Source organism: Rathayibacter sp. AY1B5, assembly GCF_002932795.1.
Classification (GTDB): domain Bacteria; phylum Actinomycetota; class Actinomycetes; order Actinomycetales; family Microbacteriaceae; genus Rathayibacter.
Genome location: NZ_PSWM01000034.1, coordinates 14,719 through 29,179, shown reverse-complemented (window position 1 = coordinate 29,179; position 14,461 = coordinate 14,719). Strand labels below are relative to the sequence as shown.

The following is a 14,461-nucleotide window of genomic DNA, read 5'->3' as shown; positions in this document are numbered from 1 at the left end:
AGCGCCTCGGCGGCCCGCGCCGGATCGCCCTTCTGCGTGCCGTGCGCCGTGTCGTTCTCCTTGCGGCGCCGGCCGGCGGTCTCGGCGTAGTCGGCGATCGGAGTCGCGGACTGCGTCAGCGAGCGGCCCGCGAAGTCGGTGCGGAACCCGCCGGGCTCCACCGAGAACGCGCGGATCCCCAGCGGCGCGACCTCCTTGCGCAGCGACTCGGTCGCCGCCTCGATCGCGGCCTTCACCGCGGCGTAGTAGCCGGATCCCTCGGGAGAGATCCGCGCCCCGATCGACGACAGGTTCACGATCGTGCCGGAGCGGCGCTCGCGCATCCCGGGCAGCACGGCCGTGACTGTGCGGACGGTGCCGAAGAAGTGGGTGTCGAACAGCCGTCGGACGGCCTCCTCCTCCCCTTCCTCGAGGGCGGCGCGGTAGCCGTAGCCGGCGTTGTTCACGAGGACGTCGACCCCGCCGAAGCGCTCCTCGGCGGCGGCCACCGCGGCGACCACCTGCGCGTCGTCCGTGACGTCGAGCGGGAGCGCCAGCGCCGTCTCCGGGTGCGGCTCCGCGATGTCGCGGACGGAGTCGACGTCGCGCGCGGTGACGACGGCCCGGTGCCCGTGGGCGAGGACCGCGGTCGCGAGAGCGCGGCCGAGCCCGGTCGAGCAGCCGGTGATGAGCCAGGTGGTCATGATTCCTTCTTCCTGTGCGGGCCGTGCGGACCGCATCCGGTCGTCCTCCGTGGTCCGCCGTGACGGTCCCCCGTGCGGGCCGCATCCAGTCCAGCGCTCCTCGCGGATCGCCGACAGGGGTGGACGGCTCAGGCGTACCGCCCCGCCACCTCCGCCAGGCACTCCCGGAACACCCGCACCGCCGGCGACGCCAGCTGCGCCTCCCGCTGCGCCGTGAAGATGGTCCGGCGCGGCGTGCCGGGCAGCTCGAGCAGACGGCAGTCCGGCGCCTCGCCCGCCCAGACCAGGTCGGGCATCAGGGCGACGGCGTGGCCGGAGGAGGCGAGGCGGATCTGCGCCTGCAGGTCGGCGGTCTCGAAGCGGACGTCCGGCTCGAAGCCCGCCACCCGGCAGGTCTGCTCGGCGAAGTGGCGGCTCGCGGTGCCGCGCGGCTCCATCACCCAGGCGGAGTCGCGGGCCGAGGCGAGGTCGACGACGGCGGAGTCGCGGCTCACGGCGAGGCGGATCGCGTCGGTCGTCAGGTCGCTGCGCACCAGTCCGGGCAGCCAGGAGGTCGAGTGGCCGGGGTACTGCTCGGCGACGACGAGGTCGAACTCCCGCGCCCACGACGTCTCGTGCAGCGCGCCCTCCGGCTCGCGCTGCACCATCTCGACCCGCACCTCCGGGAAGCGGTCGGCGACGGCCCGGAGCGCGCCCGGCATGAGCGCGAGCGCGGCCGACTGGAACACCGCGACGCGCACCCGCCCGGTCACCGACTCCCCCGACGCCGCGAGCGCTGCCTCCGCCCGCTCCAGCAGGGCCATCACTTCGCCGGCCGCCTCGACCAGGATCTCGGCCTGGGGCGTCAGCTGCACGCGCCGTCCCGCCTTCCGCAGCAGCTCGACGCCGGCCTCGCGCTCGAGCACCGCGAGCTGCTGCGAGACGGCGGAGGGACTGTAGGCGAGCGCCTCGGCCGCGGCGGCGAGAGTGCCGCGGATGGCCACCTCGCGGAGCAGGACCAGGCGGCGGACATCGAGCACGGCGTCTCTCCGATCAGTCAGCTGAGCTGACCGGTACCGGTAAGGAACGGTCGCTTCTGCTCAACGGTAGTCGGTCGAATACTGAAGGCACCGCCCCTCAGCGCAGATCGCCCCTCAGAGCAGAAGGACCGCACCATGACGGATCTCGCCAGCCCCGCTCTCGCCACCGGCCCCGCCGCCGACGGCCCGTCCGCCGATTCGATCGATCCCCGCCTGGTCGACGAGAGCGTCGCACTGGTGCGGCGCTGGCTGCGCGAGGCGTCCGCGATCCCGATCGACGCCTCCGGGGCGCAGCTCGCCGGCGTGCTGAAGGACCCGTCGGGCCTCGACTTCACGGTCGGCTTCGTCGACGGCGTCGTCCGCCCCGAGGACACCCGCGTCGCCGCCGCCGCGCTGAAGGCGATCGCCGGCGGTGTGCCGTCGTTCCTCCCGGCCCCGATGCGCGGCGCCGTCGCCCTCGGCGGCGTGATGGCGCCGCTCCTCCCGGACGTCGTGGTGCCGATCGCGCGCCGGGTGCTGCGGCGGATGGTCGGCCACCTGATCATCGACGCGACCGACTCGCGGCTGGGCCCGGCCATCGCCGCGATCCGCCGCGACGGCGTCCGGCTCAACATGAACCTGCTCGGCGAGGCCGTCCTCGGCCGTGAGGAGGCCCACCGCCGCCTAGAGGGGACGCACCGGCTCCTCGCCCGCGACGACGTCGACTACGTCTCGATCAAGGTCTCCTCGAGCACCGCCCCGCACAACCCGTGGGCCTTCGACGCCGCGGTCGACGACATCGTCGAGGAGCTGGCGCCGCTGTTCGCCCGGGCCGCCGCGTCCTCCCCGCAGAAGTTCATCAACCTCGACATGGAGGAGTACAAGGACCTCGACCTCACGATCGCGGTCTTCACCCGCATCCTCGACCGGCCGGAGTTCCTCGGCCTCGAGGCCGGCATCGTGCTGCAGGCCTACCTGCCCGACGCGCTCTCGGCGATGATCCGCCTGCAGGAGTGGAGCGCCGCCCGCCGGGCCCGCGGCGGCGCCGGCATCAAGGTGCGCCTGGTCAAGGGCGCGAACCTGCCGATGGAGCAGGTCGAGGCCTCGGTCCACGGCTGGCCGCTGGCGACCTGGAGCAGCAAGCAGGACTCCGACACGAACTACAAGCGGGTCGTCGACTACGCGCTGCACCCGGAGCGGATCCGCAACGTGCGGGTCGGCGTGGCCGGGCACAACCTCTTCGACGTCGCGTACTCGTGGCTGCTCGCGGGCACCCGCGGCGTCCGCGAGGGCATCGAGTACGAGATGCTCCTCGGCATGGCCCAGGGCCAGGCGGAGGCGGTCCGCCGCACGGTCGGCTCGCTCCTCCTCTACACGCCGGTCGTCGCGCCGGCCGAGTTCGACGTGGCGATCGCCTACCTGATCCGCCGGCTGGAGGAGGGCGCGTCGAGCCAGAACTTCATGTCGGCCGTCTTCGAGCTCGAGGCCGACCCGGCGCTCTTCGCGCGGGAGGAGGAGCGGTTCCGCGCCTCCGTCGCCGCCCTCGACGGGGCCGTCCCCCCGGCGCACCGCGTGCCCGACCGGTTCGCCGTGAGCGGCCGCCCGGGACCGGGCGACTTCCGCAGCACCCCCGACACCGACCCGTCCGTCGCCGCGAACCGCGAGTGGGCGCAGGCGATCCTCGCGCGCGTCCCCGCTTCCCGGGCCGGAGCCGACGCGATCGAGGCCGCCACGATCGGCACCCTCGACGAGCTGGAGTCGGTGCTCTCCGGAGCCCGCGGCAGCGGCTGGGGCGACGTCCCGGCCGAGGAGCGCGCCCGCATCCTGCACCGCGCCGGCGACGAGCTGGAGGCGCGCCGCGCCGAGCTGCTCGAGGTCATGGCGGCCGAGGGCGGCAAGACCCTCGACCAGGGCGACCCCGAGGTCTCGGAGGCCGTGGACTTCGCCCACTACTACGCCGAGCGCGCCCTCGAGCTCGACGCGGTCGACGGCGCCCGCTTCCACCCGGCCGCGCTGACCCTGGTCGCTCCGCCGTGGAACTTCCCGGTCGCGATCCCGGCCGGCGGCGTCCTCGCGGCGCTCGCGGCCGGCTCCGCCGTGGTGCTCAAGCCCGCCGGGCCGACCGCGCGCTGCGGCGCTGTGGTGGCCGAGGCGCTGTGGGCGGCGGGCGTGCCCCGCGAGGCCCTGCGCCTGCTCCGTCTGCCGGAGGAGGAGCTGGGGCGCGACCTGATCGCCTCCCCGCAGGTCGACCGCGTGATCCTCACCGGCGCCTACGAGACGGCGGAGCTGTTCCGCTCCTTCCGCGACGACCTCCCGCTGCTCGCCGAGACGAGCGGCAAGAACGCGATCATCGTCACCCCCTCGGCCGACCTCGACCTGGCGGTGAAGGACGTGGTCGCGAGCGCCTTCGGGCACGCGGGCCAGAAGTGCTCCGCCGCCTCGCTCGTGGTGCTGGTCGGCCCCGTCGCGCGCTCGAAGCGGTTCCGCGCGCAGCTGCTCGACGCGGTCTCCTCCCTCACGGTCGGCTACCCGACCGACCCCGCGACGCGGATGGGGCCGGTGATCGAACCCGCCGAGGGCAAGCTGCTGCGCGGTCTCACCGAGCTCGGTGCCGGCGAGACCTGGCTGCTGCAGCCGCGGAGCCTCGACGACTCCGGACGCCTGTGGAGCCCCGGCGTCCGCGACGGCGTGCGCCGCGGCTCCGAGTTCCACCGCACCGAGTACTTCGGGCCGATCCTCGGGATCATGACGGCGGCGACCCTCGACGAGGCGATCGCGATCGTCAACGAGGTCGACTACGGGCTCACCTCGGGCCTGCACGCGCTCGACCCGGCGGAGATCGGCGCCTGGCTCGACGGGATCGAGGCGGGCAACCTCTACGTGAACCGCGGGATCACCGGGGCGATCGTGCAGCGCCAGCCGTTCGGCGGCTGGAAGAAGTCGGCGGTCGGCCCGGGCACCAAGGCGGGCGGGCCGGACTACCTGCTCGGCCTGGGTTCCTGGACCGCGGCGCCGTCGGAGGCGACGGCTCCGGTCGTCGGGCCGGTCGCCCGACTGCTCGCCGCGGCGCGCGCGGAGCTCTCCGCCGAGGAGCTCGCCGGCGTCGAGCGCACGGCGCGCAGCTGCGCGGCGGCGTGGGCGGCCGGCGCACCCCGCGACGTGACGGGGCTGGAGGCGGAGCGCAACGTGTTCCGCCACGTGCGCTACGACTCCGCCGTGCTGGTGCGCCTGGCCCCCGGGGAGCCGCTGGGGTCGCTCGTGCGGGTGGCCGTCGCGGCGGCGACCGCGCAGGCGCGGGTGGTCGTCTCGAGTGCCGTGGCGCTGCCTCCGCAGCTCGCCGCCGGTCTCGACGCGGCGGCCGGCGCCGTCGTGGTCGAGGACGACGCGGCGTGGGAGGCGCGGGTGCGCGCTCACGGCGCCGGACGGGTGCGCCTGCTGGGCGCCTCCGCCGCGACGGTGACGGCCGTGACAGGCGGGCGCCCCGACCTCGCGGTCTACGCCGGCGAGGCGACCGAGGCGGGCCGGCTGGAGCTGCTGCCGTTCCTCCGCGAGCAGGCCGTGTCGATCACGGCCCACCGCTTCGGCACGCCGGACCACCTCACGGACGGGCTGCTCTGACCGCCCTGCTCTGACCGGCCTGCTCTGACCGGCCTGCCGCGGTCCGTCACTCCGCGATCCCCCTCCCGCGAGATGCCGCGCGGAAGAGGGCGCGGGAGCGCGCCGCCGTGTACCGGGAGCGCGAGGAGAAGCTCGAGACCGACTGCGTCGCCGCCACCGATCGAGAGGGCGCGCTCCTCGCGGAGCTCGAGGAGGACATCTTGAAGCTGCGCGCGGCATCGGAGGAGCAGGCCGCGGCCGCTCGGCTCGATGCGGCGAGGGCGATCGAGGGCAGGGACGCCTCCGTCTCCGTGGACGCCGGTCGGTCCATGGGGCGGTGGTCGACGTCGCGGGCTTCGCTGCTGCGCTGATCTCCTCGGCCATGGTCTCGCGGGACCGCCCGGACATCGTTGCGATTCGGCCGCGGAGGATCGCTTCGGGGAGTACGACACACGCGCCAACGTCGGAGGCGGCGGTCACGATGGTCTTCTTGCAGTGCTCACCTCGGGTCATGCCGACGGAGGCGCTGGCCCCCGTGGTGAACACCGTCGACGTGATGGCGCGTCAGCCTTGCGTCGAATCCGAGACCACTCGATTCGATGATCGAGAGTGTGTCATCTCGTCGAGAGCGGTCTGAAGGGGAGCGAGTGCGCACCGCTCAGGACTACCCGATCGTCAGGTCAGAGTGGTGGGCTGGGGCGTCACCGGGTACGACAGTGGCGGGACGTCGTCCGCGGTCGGGCAGAACGTCGTCGAGCCGAGTTCGACTCGCGTGGTGTTCGGAGCACCGGATACCGCGATGAGCATGGTGGCGGCGCCCGTGGGCACGCAGGAGCCGGTGGTATCCAAGAGGAAGGTGAGATAGGCGTGTCCGCCCGGGTCGACCTCGACTGGTGTTCCCGGGAACTGCTCGCCTGAACTCGCCTGGACAGCGATCGCCGCCTGGGTGCCCTCGGCGTCGAGGAACGTCACCTGCGGAGTGCCCTGCAGCTCGCAGGATCCGCCGCCGGCGTCGGTCAGCTCGACGGTCACTGTCACTTCGTCCTGAGTCGTCAGCGTCGAGGTCTCGCTGAGCTCGCAGCTCTCGCCGGTCGGTGGTGTCGTCGTGACCGCACTCGAGCCGCGGACCGGGGTGGAAGCGTCCGGAGCGGAGCTGTGTGAGCTCGACGGGGTGCAGCCCGCGACTCCGAACGCGAGGAGAACAGCGGCGCCGCCGAGGATGAGCGCATTTCTCGTCACTGCGGGCCTCGATTGTCCACGCGGCACTCCTTCGATCATCCGGCGCGACGTGCGGCTCGTGGCCCTCAGGACGCTCTCGTCGCGACTCTTCGAGCGCCTCGTCACAGTGTGCGCGCGGAGAGGGCGGCAGGGGAAGAGAGACGCCGGTACCGACAGGCTGCGTGGGGGCTGGGACTTCATGTGGTTGAGGATCGGCGTCGGCGACGTCACTGCCCTTCGAGCCGGGAGCACTGAGGTGACCACCGACTTCACGCACCACGACGCCCTGGCGATGTTCTGGATGGTGGGCACCGCGAGTCCAATTCATGATGGGTCATCTCAACCCACCCGGGATGCTCCGTCAGACCCTCCCCTGGCTTTGCACGCGTCTCCCATAATCCGCGTTATGTCAGTTTGTTCGCACACACTCCGCTCGACGGGCTCCGAGGTGTGGTTGCACACGAGCTTCGGAACCCGTCGGAGTCCCGCCGGCTAGGCGCCGGGTGCGAGGTCGAGCTGCGTGAGGATGCCGAGCTCGTCGCTGCTTCCCCAGCGCTCGGCGAGTTTGCCGTCGACGAAGGTGCTGATCTGCATGCCGCGGATCTTCACGGACTTGCCCGTCGGCGCGTGGCCCTGGAACACACCGGTCTGCGTGCCGGTCAGCGTGTAGGCGAACGCGACGCTGTCGTCGTCCGCGACGAGCTTCTCGACCTCGAGTGCCATGTCGGGGAACGCGGTCCGCAGTTCACCGAAGAACGCGGCGTATCCCTCTGGACCGGGTGCCTGGCCGGGCGCCGGGTCGTGATCGACCGAGTCGGGCGCGACGAGTGCGTCGAACGCGGCGAAGTCGCCGGCGTTGACCGCCTCACCGAAGGCCTGCTGGGAGGCGATGTTCTGCTCGCGAGTCATGTGCTGTCACCTGTTCTGCACCGGTCCGGTGCCTCGAGGAGTGGTGCGGGTCGTCAGCGACGGTACGCAAGCCCGTCGAAGGCGGTATAGGGCTTGCGCGCTCCCCCGGGCGCTTCCCACTGCCGCTTCTCATAAGCGAGATTATGTCAGCTTGCTGAGGTTCAGCTAGTCATAGCCGGCCCTCCAACCGGCCGCCCGAAGAGGGAGGCGCGGCCATGGCAGCACCGGCACCTCTACGCCACACATGATCAAACCTCGCAGCCACCACTGCACGCGCACCAGCCGCTGCTCATTTGGACAGGCTCTCGCCCAAACCACCCCTTCACATCACGTACATCGGTTTGTGGATACTCACGTCTAAGTGAAGTACATCCCACCTCACAGGTCGCACCCTAATTGGCGAACTGGCTAGCGACTAAAGCGCGGGCTGGTCCTCCGAGATCAGCCGCGCAATAGGCGCTTGCCGGGCTTTGACCTCTCTTATTGTTTTTGTGTCTCCTCGCGACGGTCGCGACGGCGCGAATCTCCCCAAGCAACAAGACTGGCCGCAAAACCTCCCGCAAGACCGAGCAGCACACCGAACATCAGCGTGCGAGTGTTCTGATTTGCGCGCTCCGGCATTGAATCTTCGTACTCAATCACGTACGGAACAAAGTCCGAGGAATGGCCGGACGGTGAGGGGTTGCGTGTTTCACACTCTTGACCTGCGAACTCTGTCGCTTCAGGAAAGTCCAATTTGCGGTACCCATTATCGGATGTTGAACTGAAGCACGTCTCTGTGGGGTAAGGGCCAGCTAAACGATAATTAACCCAAACGTTTGGTGAAGTGAATGCGGTCGTAGCGCCGTCCGTGTTCGATAGGAGTGATACGTCAAGATCACACCGGAAGGTTTGATAATCTTCGACAACCCATGAAGCAGTTTCGGTCCAGCCATTTTCTGTTCGGCGTTCGTCAATAATTTCGTAGTCTGGTTTGCCCGGTAATTCCTCATAACAAGATTGAAGTAATCCACCCTTCTCGGTGGTGACTTCTATTTTCACTTGCAACCACTTTCCTGGAGCGGCGTGCACGTAGATCATTGCGTTACTGACTCGCTTTTGGTTGGCTCCAAGATGGTTCAAGTCGGCACCCCATGAGTATGACGTCAAAATACTATTCGTGCTGCCGGAAATGGTGACATTTATGGTGTCAAAAATTGATAGCTGCGGAACGGGCCTGTTAGAACTCGGGATAAGGTTTACTGCTACCGCACAGCTAACAAGAAGACCGGTGAGAGTAATGATAGGGAAATCTGAATTTCGAAAAGAGCAAACTATTCTAGCAAAGGATCGGAGAGCTTTACTAAGGGCCCGGCACAACCGGAAGAACCATCTACGCAAATGTGAAACGCGATACGGCATCGCATCCGCCTTCCGTGTGCTCGCCATCCGTGCCTTCTCGTGGCTCGATAACCTCATTGAGAAGTAGTCAAAAAAGCCGCTGCACTATACTTTAGTCGGAGTTCAACGAGGTATGGTTGTTCGTCGGCTTTCGGCCAGCCCTGGCGCCGGTCGCAGTGACAGCTGGAGGCGTGATGGTTGCCGCCTTCGCGATCGGGGCGACCGTTCTTCTCGCTCGACGCAAGGAAAGTCCTCCTACCTCATCAAGCAGATGATGCACGCGTCGTCTAGCTGAGTTACACCCCAACGCAACACGTCCGCGATGGCGCGGCTCGCGTTGCAATAGGGCCGGTTCGTCCGCTGCGCAACGCATCTGCGCCGAGGTTCAGACACGACGCAACACCTTCGCACCGCTCGACTGACGTCTACAGCTGATCGTGCTCAGCGCCAGAGTTGGAGGATCCGCTCGCGGAGTTGTGCCGAGATGCTCCGGTCGCCGCGTAGGAATCGGCTGAGTAGCGCGGAGGCGTACTCGTCGTTGAGGCACTGCTCGAGCAGCCGGCGCACCTCGGGTGAGGTATCGCCGTGGCCGCCGATATCGTAACTGGTGAGCATCCACCGCATCGCCTAGGCATCGCTGACCCGCCCACCCTCGGGTACGCACCCGTGAGGGCAGGGCATCGCCGCGGACGACCCCCACAATCTGCAGATTGTGGGCCGAATCGCATGCACGCTGCAGCGCCCTCTGCCGAAGGTTCGAATCAGCGCTGGGCAGGCGCCATCAGCGGTCGGTGCGTCGAGGTCGACGCCATGTTCAAGCAGTCGGCGCCGCTCGGCTCCAGAGGCATCGATGTGCTGGTGGCAAGACTGCTCACAGAGCCCGAGGCACGACAGCGCGGGCATCTCGGCGTACAGCTGCTCCAGGCGCGCCAGAGCTCTCTCGCCCGCCATCCGGCAAGCGTCCGAGCTCACAGAGACTCGTCCGCCGGTGGGAGAGCCAGCGCGACCTCCACGGTCCGCGCGTCCTTCAACTGCGCACGCTGCACCGCCCGATACACGGTCGATCGAGCGACCTTGAACTCGGTCGCAAGCTCCGCGACGGTGTAGTTGCCGGCGTGATGCTCAGCGACCAGATGCGCTTCGATCTTCGGCGAGAGCTTCGGCGCCCGCCCGCGCAGCCGACCCTTCGCCTTCGCGATCTTCATGCCCTCCTTCGTGCGAGAGCGAATGAGGTCGCCCTCGAACTCGGCGACCATCGCAAGGACGTTGAACAGCAGCCGGCCAATCGGGTCCTCCGGATCATGGACCGATCCCCCGATGTTGAGCTTCACCCCTCGGCGCGTCAGCTCGTCGACGATGTCGCGCGCGTCGGTGATCGAGCGCGCGAGCCGGTCGAGTTTTGTCACGAGCAACGTCGATCCGGTGTCGCACGCTGCCAGCGCTTCGCGCAGCGCAGGACGATCACGATTGCGACCCGTGAGGCCGGAATCGACATAGATCCGGTCCGACGGAACGCCGACCGCCTCGAGCGCATCGCGCTGTGCGGTCGCGTCCTGCTTGTCCGTCGAGACGCGGGCGTATCCCACGAGAGCTGCCATCCGAACAGTGTGTCATTTGACACCCCGTCATCGGGCATTTCATCGGGCGGGTCTAACGGGACAATGAGAGCCGCGAGTTCTCGGCACGTCGAGACGTGATCTTCGGCGGCCGGACGACGACCCCTCATCGGACGCCGGACGCATCGACGCACTAGCCCTCCGAGGCTCGCGCCGCACTACCGTCGAATGCGCCCGCCCAAGGCACCCCTAATCCAGTAAGGGGGTGTCCTGCCCGCAGCACGGTGAGGGTGGCAGCCCGTTCGAGCCGGGCCGGGTCACAGGAGCCTCGCGCTGCGGGCGCGAGGCTCCCGCTCGACGCGGAGAGCGATTCCCGATCGGTACGCATGTCCAAATCCTCGCGCATCGAACAGGGGCCGGAGAGGCTCCTCGACGCCGGAGCGGCTGTCCTCATCTACTCCGGAGGTGTCCGTTAGGGGGACTTGGGTTCAGCCGGTCGTTGCAATACCACCGTGAGTCGGAGTGTTGGCGATGGGATCGAAGTTGAAGCAGCGTGCCCGGGGTGGCGCGGTTCTGGGAGCTGCCGAGGGAAGGGTCGAGTCGGTCGGCGGCCCGTGATGCTGTCGGCGTGCCGGTGAAGAGCCGCTCAACGGAGCAATCAGCTGCTTTCCGTCCGTCGCCTCGCAGGGGGTGTCTGCTCGGATCTTATGCTTGATTCGTCACATTGTTTAGTGGTTCAGTATCGCGTCGACGTTTTCGGTCGTTCCGTATCCCACCATTCGATGAGGTTGGCGTGCAAGATTAGCGCGAAGGCTTCGACTGCAAGGTCGCCTCCGGTGGTCAGGGAATCGATTGCGGCAGGGTCCCACTGGTCGAGATTCACTACCTCGTCAGTGGAGGTGGGTGTAGCTCGAATGGTTGTGTCAACGCTCCATCCGTTTGAGCTGTGGGTTGCGGTAGCCGCGATGACGTCGTACGGGGTGGAGTAGTGGCGGCGCATCCACCCCACGACGTCGGCGAGGTCGCGGGTGTCGGTCAATCGTTCTCGATCGGGGTGTAGACGGGGCATCCGGTCCCGTAGGGCGGTTGGATGATGGGTGCGGCGGTGGTGCTGCTGGTAGATCGGGTGTTTATGGTGCTGTCGATTTTGTAGGCGTTGACGATGCCGATGGGGTTAGCGAGGGGATCGGAGCCGTTGTAGGCGTTATATCCGAAGAGAACGAAGTAGACGGGTGTGCAGTTCGCGTCGTAGAGCGTCTTAGAGCCTGAGCTCCCGGGTGCGTAGAGGCCGTAGCTGAGTGTCTGCTGAATATCGAAGTTGGTGTCCGCGTCAAAGTGGCCGCGAGCGATGATGTGATTCAGTCCGAACCGGGAATTTCCGCAACGCAGCGGCAAGTCCCCCTGGTCGTTGCTGTAGCTGCCGAGCGAGTGGTCGTACGTCTGTCCGTCGCAGGAATGAGTGTTCAGTCCTGGTACGTCAGCCTGAGCGGCAGGTGCGACAACCGTACCCAGGACGAGCGCAACGAACACCGTGGCGATTTTGCCAGCGGACCGATTTCGTGAGGTGTGCATGACTATTACGACCTTCATCCAAGTCCCCGCGCTCACCCCTTGTGAGCGGTCGTCGTGCACGTCTAGGCCTACTCCGCATAGCTCGGCAATACAACCCTGGGTGTTGCCGACACCCGGGCTTGGCAGCGGGACACGCATGCCCTTCGAAGATCATCAGTGGGACAGTGTTCGTGGCAGCGAGCTGCAAGTTGGCGTCTGCGGGAGGGCCGTTCCCCGCACCAGCCCGGCGCGCGGGATGCGCCGCGCGCGGGCGCGGGCGGCAGCGTTCCGCAGGACAGCCGCTCGCGGCCATCACTGCTACTGCAGCGACCAGCGCCAGTTCCGAGCGCAGTAGGAACATCCCGCGCGGATGTCCTCCGGCCCGAACGTCGGAGTAATGATCGACGGTGCGAGCTTCACCGCCACAGGCTTCGCGGGACGATACCGCTGCCCGCAGACGTCTAGGCGCCCGGCCAACCATCCCCATATGGGACGGAGCTGAGCGGGTAGCGTCACCGGCATGACCTCGGGTTCGCGTCACCGCATTCGAGTTGCTGCCGCGCTCACAACCGGAGCGGCGCTGCTCACCGCCGCCAGCTGCGCGCCGGCGGTGCAGACGTCGGGATGCCCGGGCTGGGCGTATTTTGGATCCGCGGAAGCTCGCTACGAGGTCGCCGAAGCGGTCATCACGACCGCCTCCCCTCGCGCCTCGGGAACTCAGAGCGTCTTCAGCGTCGCAGCATCCGCATACATGGTCACCGTGGATGAGACAGAGAAGGGACCGTTCATTGCAGGAGAGACAATCCGCGTCGTGTCGATGCCTGATGCGTGCAGCGGCACCGACCTCTACCCGGACGGAGACCCGATGGACACCGACCAGCCCCTCCGCCTGTACCTCAGTTCCGGGAACGGATTCTGGGCGACGCTGACTCCGCTCGAGGGCGCTGAACCGATCGAGGAATAGCCCGCCAGTCGATCCCCTACCGGACACCACATCCTCTCAGGCCGCTGTTCTGGGAGAGTGGACTGAATCGTGAGGGGCACCAATGATTGATGCGCGGCGGACCGTAGAGATGGATCGGCTGCCCGGAGGGTTCCGATGAACGGTCCGCGCGAAGTGCTCGGCCTTCCGCCCTTCGCGCTGTTCTGGAGCGCAACGACCATCCGCTCTTTCGGCAGTGCGATCGCGGGTGTCGCGTTCCAGGTGCTGATCGTCTCGGTACTGAACGCAACGCCTGCGGAGATCAGCATTCTCGCGGCGCTCGGCGTAGTGCCGTACCTGCTGTTCGGTCTGATCGTGGGCGCGCTCATGGATCGGTGGCGGCGCCAGCGGACGTTGGTCGTCACCAGCATCGGGCGTGCGCTGATTCTGGGAATGATCCCCGTCCTTCTCCTTCTCGATGCGCTCACCTTCTGGTCACTCGCCGCGGCAGTCCTGCTGCTCGGTGTCCTGACCTTGTTCGCGGACTCGGCCGCGCAGCCGTTCCTCCCGCAGATCGTTCCCCGGTCGTCCTTGGTGATGGCCAACGCGCGACTGGGCCAGAGCGAGACCCTGGCGGGAACGGCAGGACCCGCGCTCGGCGGAGCACTGCTCAACCTGATCGGCTCACCACTCCTGCTCGCCTTCGACGCTGCCATCAACGCGGTGTCGGCGGTGCTGCAATCACGCATCAAGGTGGAGGAGCGCCGGCCCGATCGCCGCGCACCAGGCCGTCACATCGGTCACGACATCCTCGAGGGAATGCGATTCACCTACCGGCACCGCACCCTCCGGCCGCTCGCGCTCTCCGTCCACGCCTGGTTCCTCGGCAACAGCATCGTGACGACGGTGTTCGCGGTGTTCGTTCTCCGAGAGCTGTCCCTGCCCGCTTGGGCGTTCGGCGTCTCGCTCGCGTTCGGCGGCGTCGGTGGCCTCCTCGGAGCTCTCGTCGCACCTGCTGTCGGGGCGCGGGTCGGAGCGGGTCGTGCGATCCTGCTGGGCCGCGCGCTCGTCATCCTGCCCTGGCTGGCACTCGCCGTTCTTCCCCTCGACGTGGACAGCGGCCTCGGTCTCCTGCTTCCCGTCGTCTGCGCCGTGCAGTTCGTCTACGGGCTGTCGATGGGTATTGAGGATGCCAACGACACGGGATACCGGCAAGCGATCGCGCCCGACGAGATCCAGGGCCGCATGAACTCCACCATCCGCACAGCGAATCGCGTCGTGTTTCTCTTCGGTGCGCTGTTGACCGGCGTCCTCGTAACGGCTTGGGGCTACAACCTGACGATCGGAGCGGCGGCGATCGCCTTCACCGCAGCCGCGCTCATCGTCGCACTCTCCCCCCTGCGCAATGCCCGCCACGAAGACGCAGAGATCTCTCCCGAGCAGGCTCCCGACTCGATGGACGAGACAACTCGCTAAGCGAGCCCGCCTGACGCCAAGTTGAGGTGTGCTCCAAACGAGCGCTCTCTGCCGCCATAATGCGATCGCAGAACACCGCCACAGAGCGATCATCTCTACATTTCGCGGCGGTCGGTGTCGCTCATGCGTGTACCGGTGAACGATCCCCATACGGGACGCCCTCTAACCCGT

At 67.9% G+C, this 14,461-nt stretch carries 13 protein-coding genes; 4 read left to right on the top strand and 9 right to left on the bottom strand.

From position 1 onward, the window contains the following. A partial coding sequence (locus tag C5D44_RS16410) for an oxidoreductase (protein ID WP_104282279.1) occupies positions 1–683 on the bottom strand: 683 nt, incomplete at its 3' end. 128 nt (positions 684–811) lie between these two features. Next, the gene (locus C5D44_RS16405) at positions 812–1,702 is read right to left on the bottom strand and encodes a LysR family transcriptional regulator (protein WP_104277754.1); all 891 of its coding nucleotides are present in this window, start codon (positions 1,700–1,702) and stop codon (positions 812–814) included. A 135-nt stretch (positions 1,703–1,837) separates the two neighbouring features. On the opposite strand from C5D44_RS16405, the gene C5D44_RS16400 reads away from it, so the two are divergent. Together C5D44_RS16400 and C5D44_RS16395 are read left to right on the top strand one after the other, a co-directional pair. Continuing rightward, on the top strand, positions 1,838–5,299 hold the full coding sequence (locus tag C5D44_RS16400) for a bifunctional proline dehydrogenase/L-glutamate gamma-semialdehyde dehydrogenase (protein ID WP_104282278.1): 3,462 nt from the start codon (positions 1,838–1,840) through the stop codon (positions 5,297–5,299). Between the two features lie 107 nt (positions 5,300–5,406). After that, on the top strand, positions 5,407–5,649 hold the full coding sequence (locus C5D44_RS16395; RefSeq protein WP_104282277.1) for a hypothetical protein: 243 nt from the start codon (positions 5,407–5,409) through the stop codon (positions 5,647–5,649). A 304-nt stretch (positions 5,650–5,953) separates the two neighbouring features. On the opposite strand, the gene C5D44_RS16385 is transcribed toward C5D44_RS16395, so the two are convergent. The 7 genes from C5D44_RS16385 to C5D44_RS16365 form a co-directional block, all read right to left on the bottom strand. Beyond that, a complete protein-coding gene (locus C5D44_RS16385; RefSeq protein WP_181118544.1) occupies positions 5,954–6,517 on the bottom strand; it encodes a DUF4232 domain-containing protein in 564 nt (187 codons plus the stop codon). Positions 6,518–6,988: 471 nt separating this feature from the next. Then, positions 6,989–7,405, bottom strand: coding sequence for an ester cyclase (locus C5D44_RS16380; protein ID WP_104282275.1), 417 nt, complete (start codon positions 7,403–7,405; stop codon positions 6,989–6,991). Positions 7,406–7,885: 480 nt separating this feature from the next. Continuing rightward, complete coding sequence (locus C5D44_RS17820) at positions 7,886–8,485, bottom strand: hypothetical protein (RefSeq protein ID WP_146088082.1); 600 nt, start codon at positions 8,483–8,485, stop codon at positions 7,886–7,888. A 741-nt stretch (positions 8,486–9,226) separates the two neighbouring features. After that, complete coding sequence (locus C5D44_RS18205; protein ID WP_181110252.1) at positions 9,227–9,400, bottom strand: hypothetical protein; 174 nt, start codon at positions 9,398–9,400, stop codon at positions 9,227–9,229. A 353-nt stretch (positions 9,401–9,753) separates the two neighbouring features. Continuing rightward, positions 9,754–10,383 (bottom strand): recombinase family protein, encoded by a 630-nt coding sequence (locus C5D44_RS16370; RefSeq protein ID WP_104282274.1) that lies wholly within the window; start codon positions 10,381–10,383, stop codon positions 9,754–9,756. Between the two features lie 694 nt (positions 10,384–11,077). Further along, entirely contained in the window at positions 11,078–11,380 is a 303-nt protein-coding gene (locus C5D44_RS17815; protein ID WP_146088081.1) for a hypothetical protein, read from the bottom strand. After that, positions 11,377–11,973 (bottom strand): hypothetical protein, encoded by a 597-nt coding sequence (locus C5D44_RS16365; protein ID WP_146078540.1) that lies wholly within the window; start codon positions 11,971–11,973, stop codon positions 11,377–11,379. The genes C5D44_RS17815 and C5D44_RS16365 overlap by 4 nt, the downstream gene beginning before the upstream one ends. Positions 11,974–12,412: 439 nt before the next feature. Between C5D44_RS16365 and C5D44_RS16360 the strand changes: the two genes are divergently transcribed. After that, positions 12,413–12,856 carry a hypothetical protein gene (locus C5D44_RS16360; RefSeq protein WP_146087938.1) on the top strand — a complete coding sequence of 148 codons (444 nt, stop codon included), beginning with the start codon at positions 12,413–12,415 and terminating at the stop codon, positions 12,854–12,856. 135 nt (positions 12,857–12,991) lie between these two features. Then, positions 12,992–14,290 (top strand): MFS transporter, encoded by a 1,299-nt coding sequence (locus tag C5D44_RS16355; RefSeq protein ID WP_104263149.1) that lies wholly within the window; start codon positions 12,992–12,994, stop codon positions 14,288–14,290. The last annotated feature ends 171 nt before the right edge of the window (positions 14,291–14,461 follow it).

What these genes read in the sequence shown, in the direction of transcription:
- C5D44_RS16380 (WP_104282275.1), bottom strand. Translation starts at nt 7,405, where the DNA reads ATGACTCGCGAGCAGAACATCGCCTCCCAGCAGGCCTTCGGTGAGGCG.
- C5D44_RS16400 (WP_104282278.1), top strand. Translation starts at nt 1,838, where the DNA reads ATGACGGATCTCGCCAGCCCCGCTCTCGCCACCGGCCCCGCCGCCGAC.
- C5D44_RS18205 (WP_181110252.1), bottom strand. Translation starts at nt 9,400, where the DNA reads ATGCTCACCAGTTACGATATCGGCGGCCACGGCGATACCTCACCCGAG.
- C5D44_RS17820 (WP_146088082.1), bottom strand. Translation starts at nt 8,485, where the DNA reads ATGATCTACGTGCACGCCGCTCCAGGAAAGTGGTTGCAAGTGAAAATA.
- C5D44_RS16355 (WP_104263149.1), top strand. Translation starts at nt 12,992, where the DNA reads ATGAACGGTCCGCGCGAAGTGCTCGGCCTTCCGCCCTTCGCGCTGTTC.
- C5D44_RS16360 (WP_146087938.1), top strand. Translation starts at nt 12,413, where the DNA reads ATGACCTCGGGTTCGCGTCACCGCATTCGAGTTGCTGCCGCGCTCACA.
- C5D44_RS16370 (WP_104282274.1), bottom strand. Translation starts at nt 10,383, where the DNA reads ATGGCAGCTCTCGTGGGATACGCCCGCGTCTCGACGGACAAGCAGGAC.